We start from the raw sequence: 23,662 nt of genomic DNA, 5'->3' as shown, positions 1-23,662 counted from the left end.
TTTTTTATTGTCAATACTTTCAGACAACTTGTAAACGCTGTCATAAAAATTAATTTTATTGACTTCCCTCGCACCCTTTTGTACACTCATAACATTCATTTGTTTTTACACACAGAACAATCCGAGGAGGAACGGCTATGATCGTTTGTAAATTTGGTGGTACATCTATGGCGAATGCTCGTCAATTTGAAAAAGTTAAAGCCATTGTGACCACGAATCCAGCACGACGCATAGTAGTAGTGTCAGCTCCCGGAAAACGGTTTTCTAACGACCAAAAAGTTACGGACCTTTTAATCGACGCATTTTATGAGTTTCCTAAAGAAAATGCTGCTACCGTTGTTATAGAACGGTTTCTGTCTATCCAACAAGACCTTGATTTACCTGTGGAACTCGTAGACTTCGCTACATCCGAACTATGGACTCGCCTAGAGTCAAGTGAAGGAGACCTCAACAGTCGGCTAGATGCAGTCAAAGCCTTTGGGGAAGAGTTCAGCGCGCGTTTTTTTGCAGCCTACCTGTCTTCACAAGGTATTTCGGCGCGCTTTGCGGATCCCCAAGACATTGGTCTTCTAATGACAGAGCCTAGTGAGCGTGCTCAACTCCTTGAAGACTCGTATAAAGAACTTCGAAAGTTGAAAGACACGACTGAAATTCTCGTAGTCCCAGGCTTTTACGGCTATACTCAGAGCGGCAAGCTTCGTACATTTGAACGAGGTGGCTCGGATATTACAGGTTCCATACTTGCTGCAGCGGTCGATGCAGAACTTTACGAAAACTTTACAGATGTAGACTTCGTCTACGCTGCCAATCCAAATATCATTGATCGACCTGAGCAAATCGAGCTCATTACGTATAGAGAAATGCGCGAACTGTCTTATGCGGGTTTTACTGTGATTCATGACGAAGCACTTATGCCTGTGTACCGAAAACAAATTCCAGTAGAAATAAAAAACACAAACAATCCTAGTGCGCCTGGTACGAAGATTGTAGCGCATCGATTACTTACTGACCGTCCCGTGACAGGTCTCACTGCAGACGAAGGCTTCTCTATTTTGTATGTGAGCAAGTATTTGATGAACAGGGAGCTCGGATTTGGTAGAAAGCTACTTCAGATTATCGAAGAAGAAGGCATCTCTTATGAACATACACCTTCGGGACTCGATGACATATCGGTCATCATCCGGAGTCACTACTTGACTCCGAAAAAAGAACAGCGCATTGTGAACCGAGTCCTTCAAGAGCTTGGAGCCGAAGTAGCTTATTTTAAACACGGCCTGTCCATGATCGTTCTAGTTGGTGAAGGAATGCGAAACTCTACTGGCCTCGCTGCCCGTGCTACATTAGCGATTTCTCAGACAGGAGCCAACATTGAAATGATCAATCAAGGTTCCTCCGAAGTGAGTCTTGTATTTGGAGTTCTTGAGAAAGATAAAGAGAAAATCGTACGCGCACTCTACGATGCATTCTTTCAGCGTGTCAAGCTGCGAGCTTGACAGAACGAATATTCCATGGTAAGATGAGGAAGTTAAATGGTTAGACTATTGAGTTGAATCTGGCATTCTGCTCATGTTTTTGAAGATGCTTATTCTTTACTGGCGCGGCTATAGGGCCGCAATGACGAAAAAGTAGGTAGGGTTTTCGTTGCTTAAGTTAGAAGACACCAGTAGAACAATTTCCGCGGCAATCAGAAGTTTTTTTAAGAGTTCAATTTAATCGTTTTACCATACTAGAGGGACATGTCATACTGACATGTCCCTCGTCTAATTTCTTGCGTATACTAAGAGACACTGCTATCTTTACGTTAGAGTTTTTAGAAAACAGGTGATGATGATGCAACAGCTTATGGGCACTGCTAAAACGGCACTAGGCCGTTTTTTCTCAGAACGATATTATGATCAAGCTGCACAGACAGCTTACTATCTGATGCTCTCGATTTTCCCATTCTTATTATTTGTCTTATCCTTGCTCAATTTTTTACCAATAAATTTAGATTCTCTATTATTATTTATTGAACCTTACGCTCCGGGAAATACTTATACTTTCATCGAAAACAACGTGTTACGGATCTTAGAAGGAACCCAAAGTGGTGTCCTTTCCATCAGTTTGATTTCTGCATTCTGGCTTGCAAGCATGGCGGTTCAGTCACTTGCTCGAAGCTTTGCTGCAGCGTATGAAAAAGAGACTACCCTTCCCTTTTGGCGGACTCTTCTTCATGATCTTGGCGTAACAGCCATTTTTATGATTATGATTCCTGTGTCTTTATTTGTCCCTATCGTAGAAAAAGGACTTTTATGGTTTGTTGCACGTGCTGGGGAATTGGAGACTTGGTCGTTATGGATCACTTTATGGCCTATTTTAAAATGGATTACAGGAAGTCTATTCTTGTTTTTGTTCTTTGTGTTCTTTTACTCGATCTTACCTAAAAAGCGTCTGGCTATCCGAACTATTGTGCCCGGTGCCTTATTCACCACACTTAGCTGGCAGTTTATTTCATGGTTCTACGGGCAAGTGGTTGGCTATGTATCATACACTCAAATCTACGGCCAGCTTGCGGGGATTATCATCTTGATGATTTGGCTCTATTTGTCGGCAGCTGTTTTACTTATTGGTGGCCTGATAAATGCTACGTCCTATCAGAACAGAAAAGAAAGCATCCGTCTCGAGTAAAAACTCAAAACGGATGCTTTTTTATTTTTCAAATGTAACAGCAGTTCCTGTCGCGATGCACATCATCATGCCTTCACGCAGTGTCTCAAAATCAAGATCTACTGCAATGACAGCGTCTGCACCTAACTGATTAGCTTTCACTTTCATTTCTTCTAACGCAATTTGGCGACCTTCAGATAATTTGTTCTCGTAAGCCGAACTCCGGCCTCCTACGATATCTGTGACAGATGCAAAAAGATCTCGTACAACATTAGCCCCCATAATGGCTTCCCCTGTAACAATACCATGATACGTCGCGATTTTTTTACCTTCTACTGTGTTTGTAGTGGTCACTAACATGTAAACGCCTCCCTTTCACTTACTAATACGGTCCTCAAGACAAGAAGTTTCATCTAGTTTCGCTCCACTTGTTCTTTGACATAGTTTACGAAGTGCTGAGGATTGTCTTTTACTCTGTAGCTGAACATTCCTTGAAATGTGTGCAGATAGAGAAGACCCTCCCCGCTTGAGAACGGTTTATAGGAAATATCGTGTAACTGCTCCCATGAATACCTGCGTCTTTTGCAAGAAATCCCTTCAGGCGTTGCGTGTAAATATTCCGTAGACTCTTCCCTCTTCTGTACAAAATGAAAATCAATTTGGCGCTCTACTTGATAGTAAGCAATTTTATGAGCCATCTGTCCCCTCCTCTAATCGAAAAGCTTCCAAAGGCAAATGCACGGGTTTGTTTGAATAGCTAGCACTTAATTCTTTCCCTAAAATCGGAGCAGCTGTCAGACCAGAAGAACCTAGCCCGTTCACGACGATTGTCTGATCATTGACATACTCGATAACTGGCAAGAAATTTGGCGTGTAAGGTCGCAAGCCCACTGCCATTTCTAGATCCTTCAACTCTTGTCCAGGGAAATACATCTTTGCAAGATCGAGAAGCTCTGCCGTTGCTTCCTCTGTTGGACTGCTGTCAAAGGAATCTGTATCTTCATGGGTAGTTCCGATGGCAAATCTGCCGTTTCCAAATGACACGATATAATGCGTCTTCAATCCCATGACTACTGGATACACCTTGTCAGAATCTAAAGTGAAGCGAAGAAGTTGAGCCCGCTGATGAGAGATGGGCACCTTTTTTTGATACTCGTTCCCCCAAGCACCTCCCGCATAAATAGTAATCCCTTGGCCTGGTTCAGGTACAGCGTTTCTAGAAATCCACTTACCATCTAACTGCACGATTGCTTTTTTTAGGGCATCAAGAAGCTGGGCTCCATTTACCATTCCAGCTCCTGTTAAGAAAAGGGATGGAAATTCAGTCGTCAACTGTGGGAAAAATTCACGCTGTTTTTCTGGAGTCAGGTAACTTAACTCCCCCATTTCGGGAGCGTCTTGTTGCTTAGAACGGATTCGTTTATAAGCTTTAGGAAGGACTTCTTCGTCTCTAAAAAACAAGACGGCTCCTGTCCGTTGATAGCCTGTTCTGCTTCCTGTTAAATCCTCTACTTCTTGAATAAACGTGGGATAGTATGCGGCTCCTGTTCGAACAAGTTGATACCACAGTTTGTTTCTTCTTTGGGATACCCAAGGGGAAATAATTCCTGCGGAAACTTGAGTTGCCTGTCCTTTATCGGATCGGTCATAAACGGTTACATCATGACCGTCTTTCACTAAATGATACGCGATGGATGCACCCGCAATCCCGCCACCAACAATTTGAAATTGCATGTCATCCCTCCTGTCATCTAGTATAAATCAATCCATACGGAAAAAAAACTTAAGGGGTCTTGTCTAAGGTCTCTGTCTTGTGGGAATAGAAGAATAGAATTTGTATAAAGAAATGAGGGATCTCTATGAAATGGCAAGGGAGAGCACGAAGTAGTAACGTAGAAGACCGACGAGGGATGGGCGGTAAAGGAATTGCCGGAATCGGTGGAGGTCTTGGATTGATTATCGCTATTATTTTTGCATTTGTGAGTGGAGACCCAGGTGTAGTCCTAGACCAAATCTCTGGTGGTCAGACAGCAGCTCCAGCTCAAACCACAGCACAAGAAGACGAAGCAGCCGAATTTGTTTCCGTTGTACTCGCTGACACAGAACGGATTTGGACCGAAATTTTTGAAGAAAATGGCTTAGAGTATACAGAACCAACTTTAGTTTTGTACACAGGGCAAGTGAACTCCGCTTGTGGAACAGCTGGTGCTTCCGTTGGTCCTTTCTATTGTCCAGGAGATTACAAGTTGTACATTGATCTGAGTTTTTATACGGAACTTTCTACGAAATATGATGCACCTGGTGATTTTGCAATGGCCTATGTAGTGGCACACGAAGTAGGACACCATGTTCAAACGCTTTTAGGCACTACCGACAAGGTCATGCCACTCCGTCAACGCTTATCGGAAGAAGAATTCAATAAATATTTGGTGCGCTTTGAACTACAGGCAGATTATTTCTCAGGAGTCTGGGCTCACCACGCTGAAGGCCTTGGATATTTAGAAGAAGGTGACATTGATGAAGCCCTCGCTGCAGCTGCTGCAGTTGGAGACGACACGTTACAAAAACGTGCGCAAGGATACGTGGTAGAAGAAAGCTTCACCCACGGAACTTCTGAACAACGAAAATCTTGGTTTTATAAAGGGTACGAAAACGGCACCATTCAAGGTGGCGACACATTCAACAGTGCCCCCTAACCAGCCACTTGGCTGGTTTTTTTATTTCTTCTTCGCCTTCTATCCACTACAATAGACTAAACAATGCAAAAGAAACGAGGCGACCACATGAAACTATCATTCACCAAGATGCAAGGAGCCGGTAATGATTACGTCTATATCAATGGGTTTGATTATAAGTTAGATGCTAAACAAGCCGAACAATTGGCCATTCAGCTGGCAGACCGCCACTTTGGTATTGGGGGAGATGGACTTGTGATTATCGATCCAGTAGAAGGTGCAGATGCCCGCATGCGTATGTACAATGCAGACGGAAGTGAGGGACGGATGTGTGGCAATGCGATTCGTTGTGTTGCCAAATATATCGTCGATGCGAAAATCGCTGAAAAAGAAACTCTTTTAATCGATACGTTGAGCGGTACTAAAACGATTGTCATGAATTCTGTGACGCCAGTAGAAAGCATAGCCACTGTAGATATGGGACCAGCTAGCTTTGCTCTTCCTGAAATTCCAGTAAGCAGTAACGAAGACCAGTGGATCGCCCATCCATTTGAAACTTCACAAGGAACTTTTCCAATTACAACCCTAAGTATGGGAAATCCACACGGAGTTCTTTTTATGGAAGAGATCGAATCACTCCATCTTCCTAGTCTAGGACCTATCTTTGAACTTCACCCTGCCTTTCCAGAGAGAATTAATACAGAGTTTGTCGTTGTCCATTCCCCTACTGAAATCTCCATGCGAGTTTGGGAAAGAGGTTCTGGAGAAACACTGGCTTGCGGAACAGGAGCCTGCGCAGCAGTCGCCGCCGCTGTAGTAACTGGTCATTGTAAACCCGAGAGTTGGATCACGGTCCATCTCCTGGGTGGAGATCTTGACATCTATTATTCAGAGGAGACTATCTACATGCGCGGTCCGGCCACAACTGTGTTCACGGGAGAAATCGAAGTGAATATATAAAAAAGTTCGGAAGCCCTCGTGGAGCTTCCGAACTTTTATTTTGTAGCATTCATCGTGATAGCCATGGATTCTAGACGTTTTTCAACATCGTAAATCGGAGTACTGATCATGATTTCTTGCACACCTGTCTGTTTTTTGAACGCTTCCAATTGCTCACGCACGGTCTCTTCAGAACCTACAATTCGAGCTCTAACCGTACGCTCCACCATCATTTGCTCAGACGGCGTCCAATCTAACTGATCCATCGCAATAGGCGGACGCATCTTGTGCTTGTGCCCTCGAATGATAGATAAGAACTGTTGGATGAGAGTGGTGCTTAGTTGCTCCGCTTCTTCATCCGAAGCAGCTGCCACCACATTGACTGCTGCCATCGCATATGGTTGATCTAAATAAGATGACGGTTTAAAATTGCGGTAATACAGTTCAAGGGCTTGCATCAATTGATCCGGCGCAAAATGGCTTGCAAACGCAAATGGAAGACCCATTTGAGCTGCAAGTCGCGCACTGAACGTACTCGACCCAAGCAACCATACAGGAACGTCTGCACCAGCTCCTGGCACTGCCATTACGGCTGGTATGCGACTTTCATCAACTGGAGCCAAGTAATGCAAGAGCTCAGAAACGAGTTCAGGAAAATCGTCGGCTCCTTGATGATCTCGTCGCAATGCCCGAGCCGTCATCATATCTGTTCCTGGTGCTCGACCAAGTCCTAAATCGATTCTTCCTGGATACATGGCATCTAATGTACCAAATTGTTCTGCAATCACATATGGCGCGTGATTCGGAAGCATGATGCCCCCTGCTCCAATGCGAATCGAGTTCGTATGGCCCGCTAGATAGCCAATCAATACTGAAGTTGCAGAGCTCGCAACACCTTGCATGTTGTGGTGTTCTGCTACCCAGTAGCGGTGATACCCTAATTGTTCTGCTTGTTGGACTAATCTTTTGCTATGTTGGAAGCTGTCTGCTGAGGTCTCATTTTCTCGCACAGAAGCTAAATCTAAAAAAGAGAGTTTAGTCATTAATTTCACGACCTTTCCTCTCTTAGTCTAGACCTATAAAGCTCAACTTCAAAATAAAATGCTTAACCGTTCCACTGACTCATTCCGCCACGAACGTTGGTTACATTTGTAAAACCTGCTTGCTTCAAAATTTGGCATGCACGTGAACTTCTCATACCAGACTGGCAGATGACGATGGTTTCTTTTTCTCTGTCGAGCTTGCCAAGTTGGTTTGGTAACGTATTTAGGGGCATATTTTTGAATTGTTTGATGTGACGCCCTTTGTATTCAGCAGGAGTTCGAACATCGATAAACTGTTTGCTATTATCTTGTAATACGTTTTTTAAATCTTGTGTGTTGATGGATGGTACATTTTTTGATCCCATCATGCGCCATGCGATAAACCCTACAATCGCCGCGATAAAAATCCATTCCATTTCAAAATCCCCTATCTGCTTTTAATCAGTAAATTGACCGCATCTTGAACAAGTTTTTCTGTGTCTGTTGATCCTTGTTGAACGCTTTCGCGCACACACATTTCTAGATTTGTGCTTACCACAACACCAATTGTCTTATCCAAGGCGGATTTGACGGCAGAGAGTTGCGTGACAATGTCACTGCACTCTCGCCCTTCTTCCATCATGCGAAGAACTCCAGCCAACTGACCTTCCGCTCGTCGCAGTCTATTCTTCACTTCATTTGGAAAGTCCATAAGTTTCGCCTTCTTTATTTTTGGAGTAGTTCCATGACACGGTTCGGATCAAACCCAAGTACCCACTGGCCATTGACATTTGTTTGAGGAACGCCCATCTGTCCAGTTGTCTCTACCAATCGGTTGGCTGCGATAGGGTCCTTTTGAACGTCAACGTTTGTATAGGGAATGTTTTGTTGATCTAAAAAGTGTTTCATCATGTCACAGTAAGGACATGTTGTAGTTGAATAAACGGTTACTTGATTTTGCATAGTAGTTCCTTCTTTCTAAATTAGTTTTGTTCACGTAGGTAGGCGCCATAACCGCCTGCCATGTGTTTTACATCTTCAAACCCACGAGATTTCAGTACGCTAGAAGCGATTGCAGAGCGAGCACCACCTTGACAGTAGACAAGAAGTGTTTTGTCTTTAGGTAATTCTGTGTCACGAATTTTTCCTAAGAAATGATGATGGGCTTCTTCTAAATGACCATCTCCCCATTCCACGTCATTTCGTACATCGAGTACATAAGTGTCTTGTTTTTTTGCTTGTTCCGTAAACTCGTTAACGGTCAAGGTTTCGTAAGAGTCGTGTTCCTCCCATTCTGCAGCAACATCAACAGAAGCATACCCAACGATTCGATCAAAGTGAATGGATTGAAGAGATTCTAGGATTTCTTCTTTCTCGTATGGTTCTCCGATAATGACTAAATCTTCATCATAGTTTGCAAGCCAGCCAACCCAGTTAGTGAACGATTTGTTATAAGGAACATTGATCGAACCTGGTAAAAGCGTTTTTTCTGCGATTGTAGCAGGACGCGTATCAATGACTAAAGTTTTTTCTTGCGATAGTGCCTCTTTAACCTCTTGTGCAGAAAAATCAGGGACTCGTTTGTCTTGTTGTAAGACCGCAGGACCGATTTTGTTTACTTTTTTCATTTCCGCAAAATAAATAGGTGCTTCAGGTTGATCTTTTAATAGTTCATCAACAAAAGCTTGTTCATCATTGATTTGCATAGCCCAGTTGAATTGCTTTTCATAACCTACTGTTGAAGAGGGAACTGCTCCAAGTGACTTCCCACATGCAGAACCCGCACCATGTGCTGGCCAAACCATCAAGTAGTCGGGTAATTCTTTGAAGCGCTGAACCGATCGATACATGTCACGTGCTCCTGAATCTGCAGTTCCGGCAGCACCAGCTGCTTTTTCAAGTAAATCTGGACGACCCACATCTCCTACAAATACGAAGTCACCTGTAAAGATTCCCATCGGTTTTGATGCGCCGCCTCCCCGGTCTGTTAAGACAAATGAAATGCTCTCTGGGGTATGCCCCGGGGTATGCATGACTTCAAAATCGATGTTTCCAATTGAAAATTTAGATCCATCTTTTAAAAGCTCTACATTCAAGCCGTCTGTGTAGCCATACTTCCAATTTTCATCGCCTTCGTCAGACAAGTACAACTTGACTCCATATTGTTCTGCTAATTGACGTGAACCTGATACAAAATCGGCGTGGATATGTGTTTCTGTTGCAGCTGTTATATGGAGTCCTTCTTTTTTAGCTGCTTCCACTACCTCATCCACTTGACGTGCTGGATCAATGACTAACGCTTCTCCTGTTCGTTGGCATCCTACTAAGTACGTATATTGTGCTAACTTTTCATCGAAAAAGGAACGAAATAACATGATTGAAAACCTCCGTTAATCAAATTAATTTGTTGTTATTGAGAATATACCATAGGGGGTATAAAACTTCAACTACTTTGTTTCTATTTTTTTCTCTTATTCACCTGTATTAAACCTTTATTGACGAGCATTCTGATTTGTTGTAAAATCAACATTTGTGAATTCGTGGTTCGAGAACCTCCCACGTAAAAAAACTAAGGAGCTTAGAAATATGAAAATGAAAACTTTAACAGTGAATGCGATCATCGCAGCGCTTTATGTAGCTGTCTCGTTGGCCATTCCAGCACTTGCTTTCGGAAATCTTCAATTTCGTATCGCCGAGATGTTCAATCACTTGATCGTTTTTAACAAACGATACTTCTTTGGAATCGTAGCCGGTGTATTTATTACCAATCTGTTTTCACCTTTAGGGATTTATGATTTGACGTTTGGTGTTGCACATTCTGTCATCTCACTTGGTGTTGTACTATTGATCATCCCTCGCCTTAAATCTGAGACTCATAAAATGATAGTAACAGCAGTAGTATTCACTCTAACTACTTTTATCATTGCTTATGAACTCGTACTCGTCTACGCACTACCTTTCTATTTGACTTGGTTAACAGTAGGCGCAGGTGAACTGATTGTTATGCTGATCGGAATCCCTATCATAAAGGCTCTTGGTAAACGCTTAAACCTTGCGACTCTTTTAAACTGACGTGTACACATTGTGTACACGTTTTTTTGTTTGGTGGAATGGGTATTTGTGATAAGAAAGTACTATACATAATGACTAGGGAAGAGGAATGACAAATGGGGAGATTTAAGAGATGGTCCAAGAGAAAAAGAATCGTATTTTCACTACTAGCTGTACTAATTGTGATTTATGCTGGCATGATTCTTTGGCATACCTTTAAGCCATTGCCTGATGGTGTTTCATACAATGGAGACTTACACCCTATTTCTGAAATTGAAATGGTAACAGATCTAACCTATGCTCTGGATGACACAGGTGATACTCGACAAACAGATAATGACATTTTCAATTCCATTTACGAGATGATTGATTCCGCTGAAGAATTTGTAGTGGTGGATATGTTTTTAATGGACGGATTTTATGAAAAAGACGAGGGCTTTCCTTCAATTGCAGAGGACCTTTCCTCTGCTATGGCTACAAAAAAACAACAACATCCCGATATGCCCGTCATCTTTATCACAGATCCTATAAACAGAGGGTACGGGTCTTATGAGAACGAGTGGTTTAAAAAAATGCGCGATGCAGGAGTGGAAATTGTCTATACAAATCTTGATCCACTTCGCGACTCTACTCCGATTTACTCTGGACTTTACCGGACTTTCTTTCAATGGTTTGATACCGGAGATAATGGATGGATTCCTAATGCTATGGCAAGTGAAGCTCCTAAGATGACTTTAGCTTCCTACCTCACTTTACTTAATGTGAAAGCTAATCACAGAAAAGTGGTCATCACGGAAAAAGAAGGCATGGTTTCTTCAGCCAACCCGCATGATGCAAGCGGCCTTCATGGGAATATCGCACTTCGTTTTACTGGAGCAGCGCTATTAAATGATCTCTTAGAATCAGAAGAAGCTGTGACAAAGTTTTCAGGAGGTCCTGAACTTCCACGAGTGAATGAAGAAGCTCAAGAAGAAGAGTTTGAGTATGAGGGACAAATCTTAACGGAAAAGAAAATTTTGGATGCTCTCTTAACAGATATTGAGGCGACTCAAGAAGGTGACCGGATTGACTTAATGATGTTCTTTATTGCAAAACGAGACATAGTCAACGCACTAATAGACGCGGCAAACCGAGGTGTTCAAGTTCGCATGATTTTAGATCCAAATGAAAACTCATTCGGACGACAAAAATCTGGTCTGCCAAACCGACCCGTTGCTCAAGAGCTTGTCGAAGATACGGATGGAAAGCTAGAAATTCGATGGTATAACACAGTAGTGGGCCAATACCACTCTAAAGCTATTCATATTCAAACGGACCGTTCCATCATTTCAAGTGGTTCTGCCAATTATACGGAGCGCACGTTGGATGATTACAACCTAGAAACCAATATTCGCGTCATTTCACCACTTGAAAGTGACTTGTCGAGTGAGTTTACTGCTTACTTTGAACGGTTATGGAGTAACGAGGACGCAGAGTACACCGTAAATCTAGATGAGTACCAAAATGAGTTCACCTGGTGGCAACGTTGGATTTATACATTCCAAAAATTGATTAAAGTTACGACTTATTAATGAAAAAGTGGTTGGGACATAACCTAGAAAAGGCAGTTTCTCTTTTGAGAAACTGCCTATATTACATACTATCACGTGCAGGGGAAGCGTTCCGCGGGCGCGGGCTGAGCCAAGGTCTCAGCTCCCGCTTTTAACCCCGCTGGAGTCACCCCTGCACTCTATTAAAATCATCCATCTCTACTATTTTAGTGAAACATACTAGTTATGTCCCACCCTCTATTTAGTAAGGATTTTTTTGATAGAAGAAATTTGGAGATTTCGTCTGATTATTATAAGGCTTATGAAAAACATGAGTAGCTGCCGGAGACAATGGTGGAATCAACCAGCTCCACATTCCTGTCACGTCTCGCCCCTGCTTCTGTTCTTGCTGTTCAAATTGTCTAAACTGCACAGCTGCTGTATGGTGATCGACAATACTAACACCCGCAGTTTTAAATGAGTGCAAGACCGCAAGATTAAGTTCTACTAGCGCTCGATCTTTCCACAAGCTTGATGCCGATTGTTGATTGAGTTCAAACAACTCCGCCACTTTCGGAAGTTGATTATAGCGGTGTTCATCAGCCAGATTGCGAGCTCCAATTTCAGTTCCCATATACCATCCGTTGAACGGCGCTGCTGGAAACTCGATGCCGCCAACCTCTAATTTCATGGAAGAGATGATGGGAACTGCATACCATTTCAATTCAAGCTCTGTAAACTGATCATTTTCAGGATGACTAATCGGAACTTCCAGCACGACGTCTTTAGGGATTTCTGTCCAAAATGGTGGCGCTTCTCCGATTTGAACTACTAAAGGTAATAGCTCAAAAGACGTCCCTGTACCTTTCCATCCTAATTCTTCACAGATTTTAGTAAAGGCAAGTGAGTCTGAGTCTCCAATAATGGTTCCATCTCGTTCATATCCGGCATATCGCAACAACTGGTGATTCCAAATACGGACGCTTGGATGAAATATGGAAATCGTAGGTTTGATTTTGCCACCATTGGTTGCGTACTGAATGTGATGGACAAGAGCTTTCATAATTTCCTCTGGCTCAATCAATCTTCGATAATCATGGACATGCATGGTCTGCCAGAAAAGACGGCCGATACATTTGTTGCTGTTACGCCAAGCAACCTTGGAACCATAGTCGAGCTCTTCATCAGTCAGCGTATAAGTTCCCTCGTTTTCAATTTGGGATTCTATCTGCATCCAGCGTTCTGTAAAGAAGGCGGGCTCTTTGTTTAGTTCACGACAATATAAAGTTAAAAAATCATAGGCTTTCTGCTTCATAGGATTCCCTCCGTACTGTTAATAGTACTGAAGGTTGATCTCGAAAAGCAAAGGATGACTTTAGAAATGTCCATTAGTTTTGTCGGAATTGTTGCAAGAGAATTTGATTGCGTCCATTCTGCTTCACTTGATACAACAGTTCATCCATTTTTTTATAGAGTTCCATGAAATGTTCATTCACATCTTCTGAGGTTACAAGTGCCCCTCCGCTCACTGTGACGACTTGGGCTTTGTTGTCTTCCGAATACGGAAGCTTTAACACTTGAATTTCTCTTTGAATCTCTGTAAGGATTTTTTGTACATCCGTGCCTTGGAGCACTGGAACTATGACAATGAATTCTTCCCCACCTAATCGAGCGACACAAGCCTCATATGATGCTGTTGTCACCGCCCTGAGTAAGGCCTGCGCCACTTGATGTAATGCATGATCGCCAGCGAGGTGGCCATGGCTGTCATTGAAGATTTTAAAGTGGTCAATGTCGAGTAATGCAAGCAAATAAGTGGCCGCTTGCGAAGATGCAAGATATTGATGCAATCCTTTACGATTTTTCACCTTAGTCAACTCGTCCATATACACTTCTTCATTTAATTGGTTAATTTCATAGGATAATTGTTCATTTAAAGCACTCATCTTATTCAAATCTTGGCTATGATTGACTTCGACTCGAAGTAATTCTAATTTGGTACGCATCGAAGAAGACTCCACTATCTGTTCTGTCTGATGAACTAGTTTGTAGTAAGAGAGGGCTGTCTTGTAGTCTTGTCTCTCCTCAAAGTAACTAGAAAGTCTTTGATAGATTTTCTTTAACAAATGATGCGCTTCTATAGAGACAGCCGACTTTTCAGCTTCCTGTAAAAGTTCCAAATAACTCTGATCATACTCACTTAACAGTTCTGCTAAGTTCATTAATATCTCTGTGAGATACAGTTGGTTCCCGTCTGGCTGTATCTGCTGAAACGCCATTCGGAAATGTTCTTCTGCTCGATCCACCTGTCCTCTTTTCATAAAGACAAGTCCGAGTTTGTTCTCGACATCCGCTAAAGCAGACCGATCATGCAGTGTCTGTAATAAAGCTCTGCTTTCAAATAAATAGCATTCTGCTTTCTCGAGTTCATCATGATGATAAGACAGCTGGCCTAAATTTTCTAAAATGATTGCCTGAAAATAAGGCTCCTCAGATTGTTTGGCATAGTCTAAAGCTTGCTGGTAATGAAGTTCAGATAACCCAAACTCTTCCGTTTCTCTATATACTTCACCGATGTTGTTTTCAATTCTGCATAGTGTAGGGAAGTTCTGTTGCTGTTGCGCTAAATCCTTCGCTGTAAAAAAATAGCGTATAGCTTTTTCATAATATCCATTATAAAAATACACGACACCAATAAGATTGGTCACTTTGGCCAACCCATCAATATCACTGAGTTTTTCATAACGATATTCGGATTCATACGCATGATGAAGACATTGATCCATCTTTGTCAAATAGCGATGGCTGAGAGCAACCCAATAATGGAGCTCTGCTTGTTCTTCTAAAGTGTTTTCTTCTGAGGATAGCAGTACTGTGGCTTGGTCGACCACGGCCTGTGGTTCTTGGATGATTTGTGATTTCCAAAGTGAATCATATGTTGTCATTGCGCTGCCTCCCCCTTTTATTTGAGTGTATGGAATCTATTGCAAAAGGTAAATCTTTTTCAAAAAAAATAAACTGTGAAAATCCACAGTTCATTTTAAGGAGTACCCACCATCAATGACTAAGTCGGTACCGTTTATATAGCTGGCATCTTTAGACGCTAAGAACAACACGGCTGGTGCGATTTCTTCTGGTTTTGCATAATGCCCTCGAGGATGGTGAGACGAATTTTCGTCAAAAGCACGCTGGCTTCCGTAAGCTTTGACGGCGAGGTCCGTCTCTGTCGGTCCTGGAGAAATGCTATTGATGCGAATTCCTTCTGCAGCATGACGCAGAGCCGCACTTTTCGTCATGGCAATGACGGCAGCTTTTGTTCCGCTGTAGGCCGGCAACATGGGATTGATTTTCGCTCCGCCTAAAATAGCGGCATTGTTGATAATCACTCCGGATTTTTGCTTGGACATTACTTGCAATGCCTGCTGCATATAAAGAAAGATGGCCGTTTGGTTTACGGCAATTAACTCGTGCCATTTGTCTAGTTTCACTCTCGATAATGGGCCAGTTGCCACGGATAGTACACCTGCATTATTGAAGAGAATATCGATTCTCCCTTCTTCCTCTAGTACATGTTGGAAGAAACGCTCAATTTCTTCAGGGTGTTGATTTTCCACTGCAACAAAGTGGGCATTACTCGATTTTACGTTAGCGGCTTTCTCTTCATTGCGGCCTGTAAAGTAAACAGTTGCCCCTTCGTTTGCGAATTGCTTAACGACTTCTGCTCCAATTCCTGAAGTACCTCCATTGACGACAACTACATGATCAGAAAATCTCATACTCATCACTCCTTTTCTTATGTGCCACAATAAGTTACAAACGGGCCTCCATTGTGGGGTGGAAGCTGTTCTAGTTGCAATTGTTGCTCTGAATAAGCGTACGGATTCTCAAGAACTTCTAATAAAGCGATAACTTTTTCCATTACTCCCTCTTGTTCTGCCTCATCAAGTGCTTGTTGCACCAGATGGTTTCGTGGAATAAGGGCTGGATTGACTTGTTTCATTCGAGCTGCCCGTTGCTCTGCTGATTGGGAAGATGTGTGATGTTCCCATTTCGTAAGCCATTCATTTACATCTTGTTGTTGGAAGAAACGGTCATGCGTGTCTTCTAATGTTAGAGCCCTGAACGTCAGCGTGAAGTCCGCTTGGTGCTTTTCCATGAGTTTGAGGAACTCCGTAGCAAGACGAAGGGCTTCTTGGTCTTCCTCTTCTCCACCGATTTTAGCCACAAGTCCCTTATTATAGGCTTGCTGGAATAACACAGGATACTGATCTAATTGGTTCTGTGCAATTTCAATAGCTCGTTCTTGTGTGTCGGCTAAAAGGGGCACTAGGCTTTCTGCAAATCGAGCCAAGTTCCACCCGGCAATCCCGGGTTGGTTTCCATAGGCATAGCGACCTTGCTGATCAATCGAACTGAAGACAGTGGCTGGATTATACGTATCTAAAAAGGCACATGGTCCGTAATCAATCGTCTCTCCGCTAATCGCCATGTTGTCTGTGTTCATCACTCCATGAACAAAACCGACGAGTTGCCACTTGGCTAGAAGCTCCGCTTGTTTCGAAATTACATGATGCAACAAACTCTCATATGGTGCTGGATTGGTCGGTAGTTGAAGATGATTTAAAGTGTAATCCGCGAGCGCTTGTAGATCTTCTTTTGATCCAAATTGCGAAGCGTATTGGAACGTGCCGACTCGTAAATGGCTTTTTGCCACTCGAGTAAGGACAGCGCCTGGCTTCACAGTTTCTCGCTGGATGCCTTCACCGCTGTAGACCACCGCTAAACTGCGAGTGGTTGGAATTTTGAGGTGATGCATCGCTTCACTGATGACGTATTCCCGCAGCATCGGGCCGAGAGCAGCACGGCCGTCTCCTCCTCTAGAGAAAGGTGTGCGACCGCTACCTTTAAGTTGGATGTCTAAAGTTGTTCCTTCTGAGGTAATTGTCTCCCCTAAAAGAAGCGCACGCCCATCCCCAAGCATGGTAAAGTTTCCGAATTGATGTCCTGCATAGGCTTGAGCGATCGGATGTAAAGAGCCAGTCTCGTTACCAGCGAGCAAATCTGTATAGCTCATAGGCTCTTCATTGAATTGCAGCTCTTTTGCCAATGTGTCATTCCAGATCACAAGCTGCGGATCTGCAACTGGTGTAGGTAAAACGTGTTTGTAAAAAGTTCCAGGTAATGCGGTGTACGATTGAGTCAGTTCCATAATAGTGGTCCTTCCTTTTTGTAACATTGTACAAACAGTATACAACTTGTACAGGAGAAATACGAATTTTGTGATTTTTATATTTAGATGTGGAGAACGCCGCTCTAGAAATCTTGTAAAAACTGGGCGTGTCCGTAGAGGCGTTTTTTGCCTCTATGGATGCGACCGGTTTTTGCGGGGATTTCTGGCGTTCGCAACTCGATTACTTTTAGATGTGGAGCCGACTGTCCAGAAATTTTGTAAAATGCCGACGTGGCTTGTGAAGCGCTTTTGGCTTCATGAGACGCGTTGGTATTTTGCGGGAATTTCTAGGAGGCGCAACTCGATTCCACTTAGATGTGTAGGGCGTTCAGAAGTCTTCAGTCGAAAAGAGGGTCTAATTTGAGTAATAGAACCTTAAATTTGCTTAAAGCACTTTCTAATTCGTCTAATAAAATCCCAAATTTGTCGATGAACGCCCGCTCACCCACTCTATTATTCTTCTTAAAACACAAAAAAACTCTTCTCGCTCCCGAAAGAAGCGAAAAGAGTCCCTATTCATTCGTTGCCTCAAACTCCGCCAGCACACGACGCACTTCTTCCGTCGACTTCGTGTTCATGAGCTGATTGCGAAGCTCTCCTGCCCCACGGAAGCCCTTCACATAAATCTTGAAGAAGCGATGAAGGCCTGAAATGGAGCGCGGCACTTGTTCTGCGTACTGATCTTGAAGATCGAGCTGGTAGTGGAGCAACTCCAGATACTCTTCACTCGTATGCTCCCGTGGTTCTTTTTCAAACGCGAATGGATTTTTAAAGATGCCTCGACCAATCATGACACCGTCGATACCATATTTCTCAGCGAGTTCCAGTCCTTTTGCTCGGTCAGGAATATCTCCGTTAATCGTCAAGGTGGTTTGTGGCGCCAGTTCATCACGCAAGGCTTTGATTTCAGGAATCAGTTCCCAGTGCGCGTCCACCTGGCTCATCTCTTTGCGAGTTCGTAGATGAATCGACAAGTTGGCGATGTCTTGCTTTAGGATATGCGCAAGCCATTCTTTCCACTCTTCAATCTCTGAATAGCCTAGACGCGTCTTTACGCTCACTGGAAGACCGCCAGCTTTCGCCGCTTCAATCAGCTCCGCTGCTGTATCTGGTCGAAGAATCAAACCGCTTCCTTTTCCTCGAGTGGCGACGTTTGGAACGGGACATCCCATATTGATATCGATGCCTTTGAAGCCCATCTCCGCCATTCCAACACTCATCTGACGGAAGTAGTCCGGGTTGTCTCCCCAAATGTGCGCGACCATAGGCTGTTCATCTTCTGTGAACGTCAGACGGCCACGGACGCTTTGGATGCCGTCTGGGTGACAATAGCTGTCTGAGTTTGTGAATTCCGTGAAAAAGACGTCAGGGCGTCCTGCTTTTGCTACCACATGGCGAAACACCACATCCGTCACATCTTCCATTGGTGCTAAAACGAAAAAGGGACGCGGAAGGTCCTGCCAAAAGTTTTCTTTCATTGTGTTTCAAATCCTCCTACTAAATCGTTAAATACGTGACACATTCCACATGTGTCGTGTGAGGGAACATGTCCACAGGTTGCACTTCATGGACTGTATAGCCTCCGTCTTCAAGTAAGCGCAAGTCACGCGCGAGAGTCGCTGGGTTACATGATACATAGACAATACGACGTGGCTTGTGCGTAATGAGTGTATCAATCAATTTGCCGTCGAGTCCTTTACGAGGAGGATCCACGACGACGACATCAGGAAGTTGACCCGCTTCGTACCAGGCATCGATGACATCTTCTGCTGCTCCGATTTCAAAAGTCGCATTGTCAAAGCCGTTTAGAACTGCATTGCGACGTGCATCTTCCACAGCCGGTGGCACAATTTCAACACCGAGAACTGATTTTGCACGCTGTGCGAGGAACAGTGAGATGGTACCAATCCCGCAGTACGCATCCATCACAGTCTCTTCTCCCGTCAACTTCGCATAATCAAGCGCTTGTTGATACAATACTTGCGTCTGTACAGGATTGATCTGGTAGAACGAGCGAGCCGAAATTTCAAATTGGATGGAACCGATGGAATCAACGATATGTGATTTACCCCAGTGCACAAAATTCTGGTCTCCAAAAATGACATTGGTCCGCGCTGGATTGATATTTTGAACAATCGATACCGTAGACGGCTCAATGTCGCGAATCAGTTGAATCAATTTTTCTGGTTGAGAAATCTTACGTGATTTCGTCACAAGGACGACCATCGTCTCGCCACTGACGTATCCTGTACGGACCACTAAATGGCGCAGTTGCCCTTGACCCGTCTTCTCATCGTAAGGTTGCAAACCAAACTCTAAGGCACGTTCTTTCAACGCGACCATCAGACGATCTGCTGCTTCACTTTGAATCAAACACGTTGGCGTATCCGCAATCTCGTGTGACCCGCTCTTATAAAATCCCGCTACGACGCGACCGTCTTCCATCCCAAATGGAATCTGAGACTTGTTCCGGTAGCGCCAAGGGTTTTCCATCCCTTTTACAGGTAGTACAGTCGTATGAAGCTTACCGATGCGTTCCATCGCACTGCGAACTTGCTTCTCTTTAACCATCAGTTGCCCCTCATAACTCAAGTGTTGCAATTGGCAGCCTCCACATGTCTCAAAGACTGGACAAGGCGCCGCTACACGAAACGGGGAAGGCTTTAAGACTTCAATGAGTTTTGCAAACCCATACTTTTTCAATGCCTTTACCACATGAACTTCTACTTCTTCATCCGGTAAGGCTCCTTTAATAAAAAGTGGATAGCCGTCTACTTTAGCTACACCTTGGCCGTCATGTGTCAAATCTTCTACAAACACCGTGAGGCGGTCGTTTTTAGTTACAGTCATTCGATTAACTCCGTTCTTTACTCAATATCGTCCCATTATAACACGAAAAAACTCCTGCCGCGGCAGGAGCTGTCTCTACTCTTCTTTTCGAATGATTCCGTCTTTTGGAGCCCACCAGAAGACGGCCGCAATAGAACCGAACAACACAAGGAACGGGGCATAGAAAATCAAAAAGTTCGTCATGAGAATTCCTCCTAAGCGTGATTGTCTTCTTTTTTCCCGACTACATACTCCTTGTTGAACAAGAACAGACGAAGCAGTAAGTATAGGGATGGTAGCAGCAACCCAAGACCTGCGATAAATGCGATGATTAATGCAATAGCCATCGCTTCATTCGTGAAGCTATCGTAAATCGTTAAATACGGATACAGCAGATACGGACGATGCGACCAGCCATATGCAAAGAAAGCAACGAAGAACTGACCGACTAGCAATAAGAATGCAAAGCCGTAGCTCCGTTTTGTCCATAACAAGTAGACAGTTCCTATGAACAATAGACCTGAGATCAAGAATGCCCACCAGACATCTAAAATGTTCGCATAGTGCTCTGGATTGTGTGCACGAAGTTCTACGATGATTCCCGTAGCTGTAATCATCGTCGGTAACGACCAGATCAACGCATATTTACGTAGAAGTTTTGTAGCTTCCCCATCTTTTGCTTTGTTCGCATACCAAGTCAAGAACACAGCAGAGATATAGAGCGTAGCTGAAATCGCAAGTACTACGATACTCCAAGTAAGCGGACTTAAAAACAACTCTTGATAATCAAGGACCGGTTGGCCGTCAATCATATCGATAAAACCGCCTTCAGAAATCGTGAGGACTACTGAAAGTGACGCAGGAATCAACAAGCCTGCAACTCCGTACATGAATGAATAGCCTTTATGACCTCGAGATCCGTAAGTTTCAAACGCATAATACGAGCCTCGGATCGCTAGAAGAATGATGGCAATACTTGCCGGGACGAGCAGCGTCGTCCCGTAGTAGAATGCCGTCTTCGGAAAGAACCCGATGATTCCTACAAAGAAGAACACGAGGAATACATTGGTGACTTCCCACACAGGTGACAAGTAGCGCTGAATAATTTTCGTTAAAATATGTTGGCGATTTGTAAGTAAGCTATAGGCATTGAAGAAACCAGAGCCAAAGTCAATCGAAGCGACAATGACATACCCGAATAAGAAGAACCACAATACTGTGATTCCGATAATTTCAAGAGTTAACGTCATTTCGACTCACCTGCCAATCGCTCTGCTTCCATCTTGTCCAGTTCTTTTTCTACTGGGTTGTTGCGGAACATGCGGCGCAATACGACCACACTACCGATACCCAAGATCAAATACAACAGCGCGAACGCAATGACCATGATATCGACGCTACCACTTGATGTGGCAGCTTCATCTACGGTCATAATACCGCGCAGGATCCAAGGCTGACGACCTACTTCTGTCATCCACCAACCCGCTTGAATGGCTATCAAGCTGAGTGGTCCTCCCGCTACGATGAGCCACAGGATAAAGCGAGAGTTTGCAAACTTCCACTTGCGCCATTTCGCTACAACATAGAAGGCTGATAGCATGACCATGAACATTCCAATAGTGACCATGACGTCAAAGAAATAGTGAATATAGAGCGGCGGTCGTTCGTCTTCAGGGAACTGATCAAGACCAATGACTTCCGCTGTTGGATCATTATGGGCCAAGATACTTAATGCATAAGGAATTTCGATGGCATATTTTACTTCTCCATCATCTAACACACCATACAGAATCAGCGGTGCACTATCTGAAGTTTCAAAGTGCCATTCTGCAGCAGCTAGTTTTTCTGGTTGGTATTCTGCCAAGTATTTCCCTGAAAAGTCTCCAATGATCGCTGTAGCGACAGAAAAGACGAGACCTACTTTCACCATCAAGTAGACAGCTTTTTTGTGATAGATGTGATTCGAGCCTTTTAGCAATCGGAAAGCTCCGATAGCTGCCAACACAAATGCCGATGTCATAAGAGCCGTTGACACAACGTGTGCCACTTTCGTTGGCATCGCCGGGTTCAGCATAGCAAGCAGCGGATTGATGTTCACTAGTTCTCCGTTTACCATATCGAATCCTTGCGGAGCATTCATGAACGCATTCACGATTGTGATAAAGACTGCAGACATCCCTGCCCCCACTGCCACAGGAACAAGTAGCAATAAGTGCTTCTTCTGGTTTTCAAAGCGGTCCCAGGTGTAGAGGTAGATTCCCAAGAAGATAGCTTCAAAGAAAAACGCAAAAGTTTCCATAAACAATGGCAAGGCAATCACTTGCCCGGCGAGTTCCATAAAGTTTGGCCACAAAAGCGACAATTGCAATCCGATGGCGGTACCCGTCACAACCCCAACCGCAACGGTAATCACAAAACCTCGTGCCCAACGACGTGCCATCAAAATATAGTGCTCGTCGTTTTTCTTGATACCGACGTACTGTGCCAGCATGATCATTAAAGGCACCCCAACGCCGATGGTTGCATAAATAATGTGGAACGAGAGTGTCATTTCCGTGAGCAGCCGACTAAAAAATACAGCTTCTTCATTTCCCATTTCGTTCACCTCAAGTAGTGTTTAGACTAACGTACAGTTCGTGCTATATGGCTTTATTTTACCCTACTCTTGTAGCTTTAATCTAATCAGCCGAACTAGTTTTCTAGCAACTTGTTACAGGGTTATGACAGTATGAGAAAAGACGCAAAATAGTGAAAAAACGGGCAGCTTTCGCTGTCCGTTTTAATCCCGTTCTACACGGTCCTGTTCAGGTAACAAATCAACAGGTGCCATGATTTCTATATGACGTGCCCAGTTTTCGAACACGGCAGGTAACGTTCCACCGTACTCACCGTCCAAGTTCAGAGAGACCGTCTCTTCAGAAAGGACACGAATCTTGGAGGCTTTACGGTAAATCACGTGAGGATCATTCAAATGCTCTCCGCGAATCGCCAAGGTCGCCAAGCGAATGAATTCCGCCATATTAACTTTCTTTAAAATGAGTAACGTAAACTGTCCGTCGTTGATGCTCGCATCTGGGGCAAGCTTTTCAAAGCCACCAACAGAGTTTGTCAAACCGATCAAGAACATCATCGCTTCTTCTTCAAACACTTCGTCATCAAATTCAATGCGTAGTTTTGTAGCCCGGATGGATGGCAACATCTCGATGCCTTTTAAGTAATAAGCAAGCTGACCAAGCACTGTTTTCAAGCGGCTTGGTACTTCATACGTCAATTCTGTAATTCGGCCTCCACCAGCAATATTGATAAAGAAGGTATCGTTTACGCGGCCCACATCTACAGGCACGGATTGTCCTGCTGTAATGATGTTGACGGCCTGCTGGATGTCTCTTGGAATATGGAGAGCACGAGCAAAATCATTGGTTGTTCCCATAGGAATTAAGCCGAGCTTAGGACGTTTGTCGAAGAGACTCACTCCAGCCACGACTTCATTTAATGTGCCATCTCCGCCTGCTGCTACTATTAAATCGAATCCGTTTTCCACTGCCCGCTTCGCAGCTTCTGTGGCATCACCTGCGCCCGTAGTGGCATGACAGGAGGTTTCATATCCCGCTAGCTCCATTGCTTCTAACACTTCCGGGAGATGGCGTTTAAATAGCTCTCGCCCCGAAGTAGGATTGTAAATAATTCGTGCACGCTGCATTGCATGGACCTTCTTTCTTCACATTCTCTCTGCTATAGACA

The 23,662-nt window shown here is 43.8% G+C and carries 24 protein-coding genes and 1 riboswitch; of the genes, 6 read left to right on the top strand and 18 right to left on the bottom strand.

Annotated elements, in window-relative coordinates; all coding sequences use genetic code 11:
* Positions 1–137 precede the first annotated feature (137 nt).
* The gene (locus CQS04_RS12715; RefSeq protein ID WP_100354495.1) at positions 138–1,493 is read left to right on the top strand and encodes an aspartate kinase; all 1,356 of its coding nucleotides are present in this window, start codon (positions 138–140) and stop codon (positions 1,491–1,493) included.
* Positions 1,494–1,830: 337 nt separating this feature from the next.
* Positions 1,831–2,667 carry a YihY/virulence factor BrkB family protein gene (locus tag CQS04_RS12710; RefSeq protein ID WP_245858817.1) on the top strand — a complete coding sequence of 279 codons (837 nt, stop codon included), beginning with the start codon at positions 1,831–1,833 and terminating at the stop codon, positions 2,665–2,667.
* Positions 2,668–2,688: 21 nt separating this feature from the next.
* Here CQS04_RS12710 and CQS04_RS12705 read toward each other — a convergent pair whose 3' ends face one another.
* The 3 genes from CQS04_RS12705 to CQS04_RS12695 are packed head-to-tail and all read right to left on the bottom strand — an operon-like array spanning position 2,689 to position 4,380.
* Entirely contained in the window at positions 2,689–3,006 is a 318-nt protein-coding gene (locus CQS04_RS12705) for a YbjQ family protein (protein ID WP_100354494.1), read from the bottom strand.
* A 53-nt stretch (positions 3,007–3,059) separates the two neighbouring features.
* A complete protein-coding gene (locus CQS04_RS12700; RefSeq protein WP_100354493.1) occupies positions 3,060–3,344 on the bottom strand; it encodes a hypothetical protein in 285 nt (94 codons plus the stop codon).
* On the bottom strand, positions 3,334–4,380 hold the full coding sequence (locus tag CQS04_RS12695; RefSeq protein WP_100354492.1) for an NAD(P)/FAD-dependent oxidoreductase: 1,047 nt from the start codon (positions 4,378–4,380) through the stop codon (positions 3,334–3,336). Before CQS04_RS12695 ends, CQS04_RS12700 begins: the two co-directional genes overlap by 11 nt.
* A gap of 125 nt (positions 4,381–4,505) precedes the next feature.
* Between CQS04_RS12695 and ypfJ the strand changes: the two genes are divergently transcribed.
* Positions 4,506–5,342, top strand: a complete 837-nt coding sequence (ypfJ, locus tag CQS04_RS12690; protein WP_100354491.1) for a KPN_02809 family neutral zinc metallopeptidase — start codon at positions 4,506–4,508, stop codon at positions 5,340–5,342.
* 87 nt (positions 5,343–5,429) lie between these two features.
* The gene (dapF, locus tag CQS04_RS12685) at positions 5,430–6,281 is read left to right on the top strand and encodes a diaminopimelate epimerase (protein WP_100354490.1); all 852 of its coding nucleotides are present in this window, start codon (positions 5,430–5,432) and stop codon (positions 6,279–6,281) included.
* A gap of 35 nt (positions 6,282–6,316) precedes the next feature.
* Here the strand turns inward: dapF and CQS04_RS12680 are convergent, their stop codons facing one another.
* The 5 genes from CQS04_RS12680 to CQS04_RS12660 form a co-directional block, all read right to left on the bottom strand.
* Positions 6,317–7,303, bottom strand: a complete 987-nt coding sequence (locus CQS04_RS12680) for an LLM class flavin-dependent oxidoreductase (protein ID WP_100354538.1) — start codon at positions 7,301–7,303, stop codon at positions 6,317–6,319.
* 62 nt (positions 7,304–7,365) lie between these two features.
* Positions 7,366–7,719: a rhodanese-like domain-containing protein gene (locus CQS04_RS12675; protein WP_100354489.1), complete on the bottom strand. Its 354-nt coding sequence runs from the start codon at positions 7,717–7,719 to the stop codon at positions 7,366–7,368.
* An 11-nt stretch (positions 7,720–7,730) separates the two neighbouring features.
* Positions 7,731–7,994, bottom strand: a complete 264-nt coding sequence (locus CQS04_RS12670; RefSeq protein WP_100354488.1) for a metal-sensitive transcriptional regulator — start codon at positions 7,992–7,994, stop codon at positions 7,731–7,733.
* Positions 7,995–8,008: 14 nt separating this feature from the next.
* Positions 8,009–8,245: a glutaredoxin family protein gene (locus tag CQS04_RS12665; RefSeq protein WP_100354487.1), complete on the bottom strand. Its 237-nt coding sequence runs from the start codon at positions 8,243–8,245 to the stop codon at positions 8,009–8,011.
* Between the two features lie 20 nt (positions 8,246–8,265).
* A complete protein-coding gene (locus CQS04_RS12660; protein ID WP_100354486.1) occupies positions 8,266–9,657 on the bottom strand; it encodes an MBL fold metallo-hydrolase in 1,392 nt (463 codons plus the stop codon).
* A 159-nt stretch (positions 9,658–9,816) separates the two neighbouring features.
* Positions 9,817–9,861, top strand: a riboswitch (PreQ1 riboswitch).
* 7 nt (positions 9,862–9,868) lie between these two features.
* Here CQS04_RS12660 and CQS04_RS12655 point away from each other — a divergent pair.
* Together CQS04_RS12655 and CQS04_RS12650 are read left to right on the top strand one after the other, a co-directional pair.
* Positions 9,869–10,354 carry a QueT transporter family protein gene (locus CQS04_RS12655; RefSeq protein ID WP_100354485.1) on the top strand — a complete coding sequence of 162 codons (486 nt, stop codon included), beginning with the start codon at positions 9,869–9,871 and terminating at the stop codon, positions 10,352–10,354.
* Between the two features lie 95 nt (positions 10,355–10,449).
* Positions 10,450–11,904 carry a phospholipase D family protein gene (locus CQS04_RS12650; RefSeq protein WP_100354484.1) on the top strand — a complete coding sequence of 485 codons (1,455 nt, stop codon included), beginning with the start codon at positions 10,450–10,452 and terminating at the stop codon, positions 11,902–11,904.
* Between the two features lie 220 nt (positions 11,905–12,124).
* Here the strand turns inward: CQS04_RS12650 and CQS04_RS12645 are convergent, their stop codons facing one another.
* From CQS04_RS12645 to CQS04_RS12605, 10 genes are all read right to left on the bottom strand, one after another.
* Positions 12,125–13,177 carry a nitric oxide synthase oxygenase gene (locus tag CQS04_RS12645; protein WP_100354483.1) on the bottom strand — a complete coding sequence of 351 codons (1,053 nt, stop codon included), beginning with the start codon at positions 13,175–13,177 and terminating at the stop codon, positions 12,125–12,127.
* 73 nt (positions 13,178–13,250) lie between these two features.
* Positions 13,251–14,807: a GGDEF domain-containing protein gene (locus CQS04_RS12640; RefSeq protein ID WP_100354482.1), complete on the bottom strand. Its 1,557-nt coding sequence runs from the start codon at positions 14,805–14,807 to the stop codon at positions 13,251–13,253.
* A 90-nt stretch (positions 14,808–14,897) separates the two neighbouring features.
* Complete coding sequence (locus CQS04_RS12635; protein ID WP_100354481.1) at positions 14,898–15,638, bottom strand: SDR family NAD(P)-dependent oxidoreductase; 741 nt, start codon at positions 15,636–15,638, stop codon at positions 14,898–14,900.
* A gap of 17 nt (positions 15,639–15,655) precedes the next feature.
* Positions 15,656–17,071: a protein adenylyltransferase SelO gene (locus tag CQS04_RS12630; RefSeq protein ID WP_100354480.1), complete on the bottom strand. Its 1,416-nt coding sequence runs from the start codon at positions 17,069–17,071 to the stop codon at positions 15,656–15,658.
* A 533-nt stretch (positions 17,072–17,604) separates the two neighbouring features.
* Positions 17,605–18,570 carry a tRNA dihydrouridine synthase gene (locus tag CQS04_RS12625; protein WP_100354479.1) on the bottom strand — a complete coding sequence of 322 codons (966 nt, stop codon included), beginning with the start codon at positions 18,568–18,570 and terminating at the stop codon, positions 17,605–17,607.
* Positions 18,571–18,589: 19 nt separating this feature from the next.
* Positions 18,590–19,942: a 23S rRNA (uracil(1939)-C(5))-methyltransferase RlmD gene (gene rlmD, locus CQS04_RS12620; protein WP_100354478.1), complete on the bottom strand. Its 1,353-nt coding sequence runs from the start codon at positions 19,940–19,942 to the stop codon at positions 18,590–18,592.
* Between the two features lie 75 nt (positions 19,943–20,017).
* A complete protein-coding gene (gene cydS, locus CQS04_RS14060) occupies positions 20,018–20,125 on the bottom strand; it encodes a cytochrome bd oxidase small subunit CydS family protein (RefSeq protein WP_425430248.1) in 108 nt (35 codons plus the stop codon).
* Between the two features lie 11 nt (positions 20,126–20,136).
* Entirely contained in the window at positions 20,137–21,171 is a 1,035-nt protein-coding gene (locus CQS04_RS12615) for a cytochrome d ubiquinol oxidase subunit II (RefSeq protein ID WP_100354477.1), read from the bottom strand.
* Positions 21,168–22,517 (bottom strand): cytochrome ubiquinol oxidase subunit I, encoded by a 1,350-nt coding sequence (locus CQS04_RS12610; protein WP_100354476.1) that lies wholly within the window; start codon positions 22,515–22,517, stop codon positions 21,168–21,170. Before CQS04_RS12610 ends, CQS04_RS12615 begins: the two co-directional genes overlap by 4 nt.
* A 183-nt stretch (positions 22,518–22,700) precedes the next feature.
* Positions 22,701–23,621, bottom strand: coding sequence for a diacylglycerol kinase (locus tag CQS04_RS12605; protein WP_100354475.1), 921 nt, complete (start codon positions 23,619–23,621; stop codon positions 22,701–22,703).
* Positions 23,622–23,662: the final 41 nt, after the last annotated feature.

Source organism: Chryseomicrobium excrementi, assembly GCF_002798305.1.
GTDB classification, from domain to species: domain Bacteria; phylum Bacillota; class Bacilli; order Bacillales_A; family Planococcaceae; genus Chryseomicrobium; species Chryseomicrobium excrementi.
The sequence above is the reverse complement of the archived record's forward strand: the minus strand, read 5'-3'. Positions and strand labels throughout refer to the sequence as shown.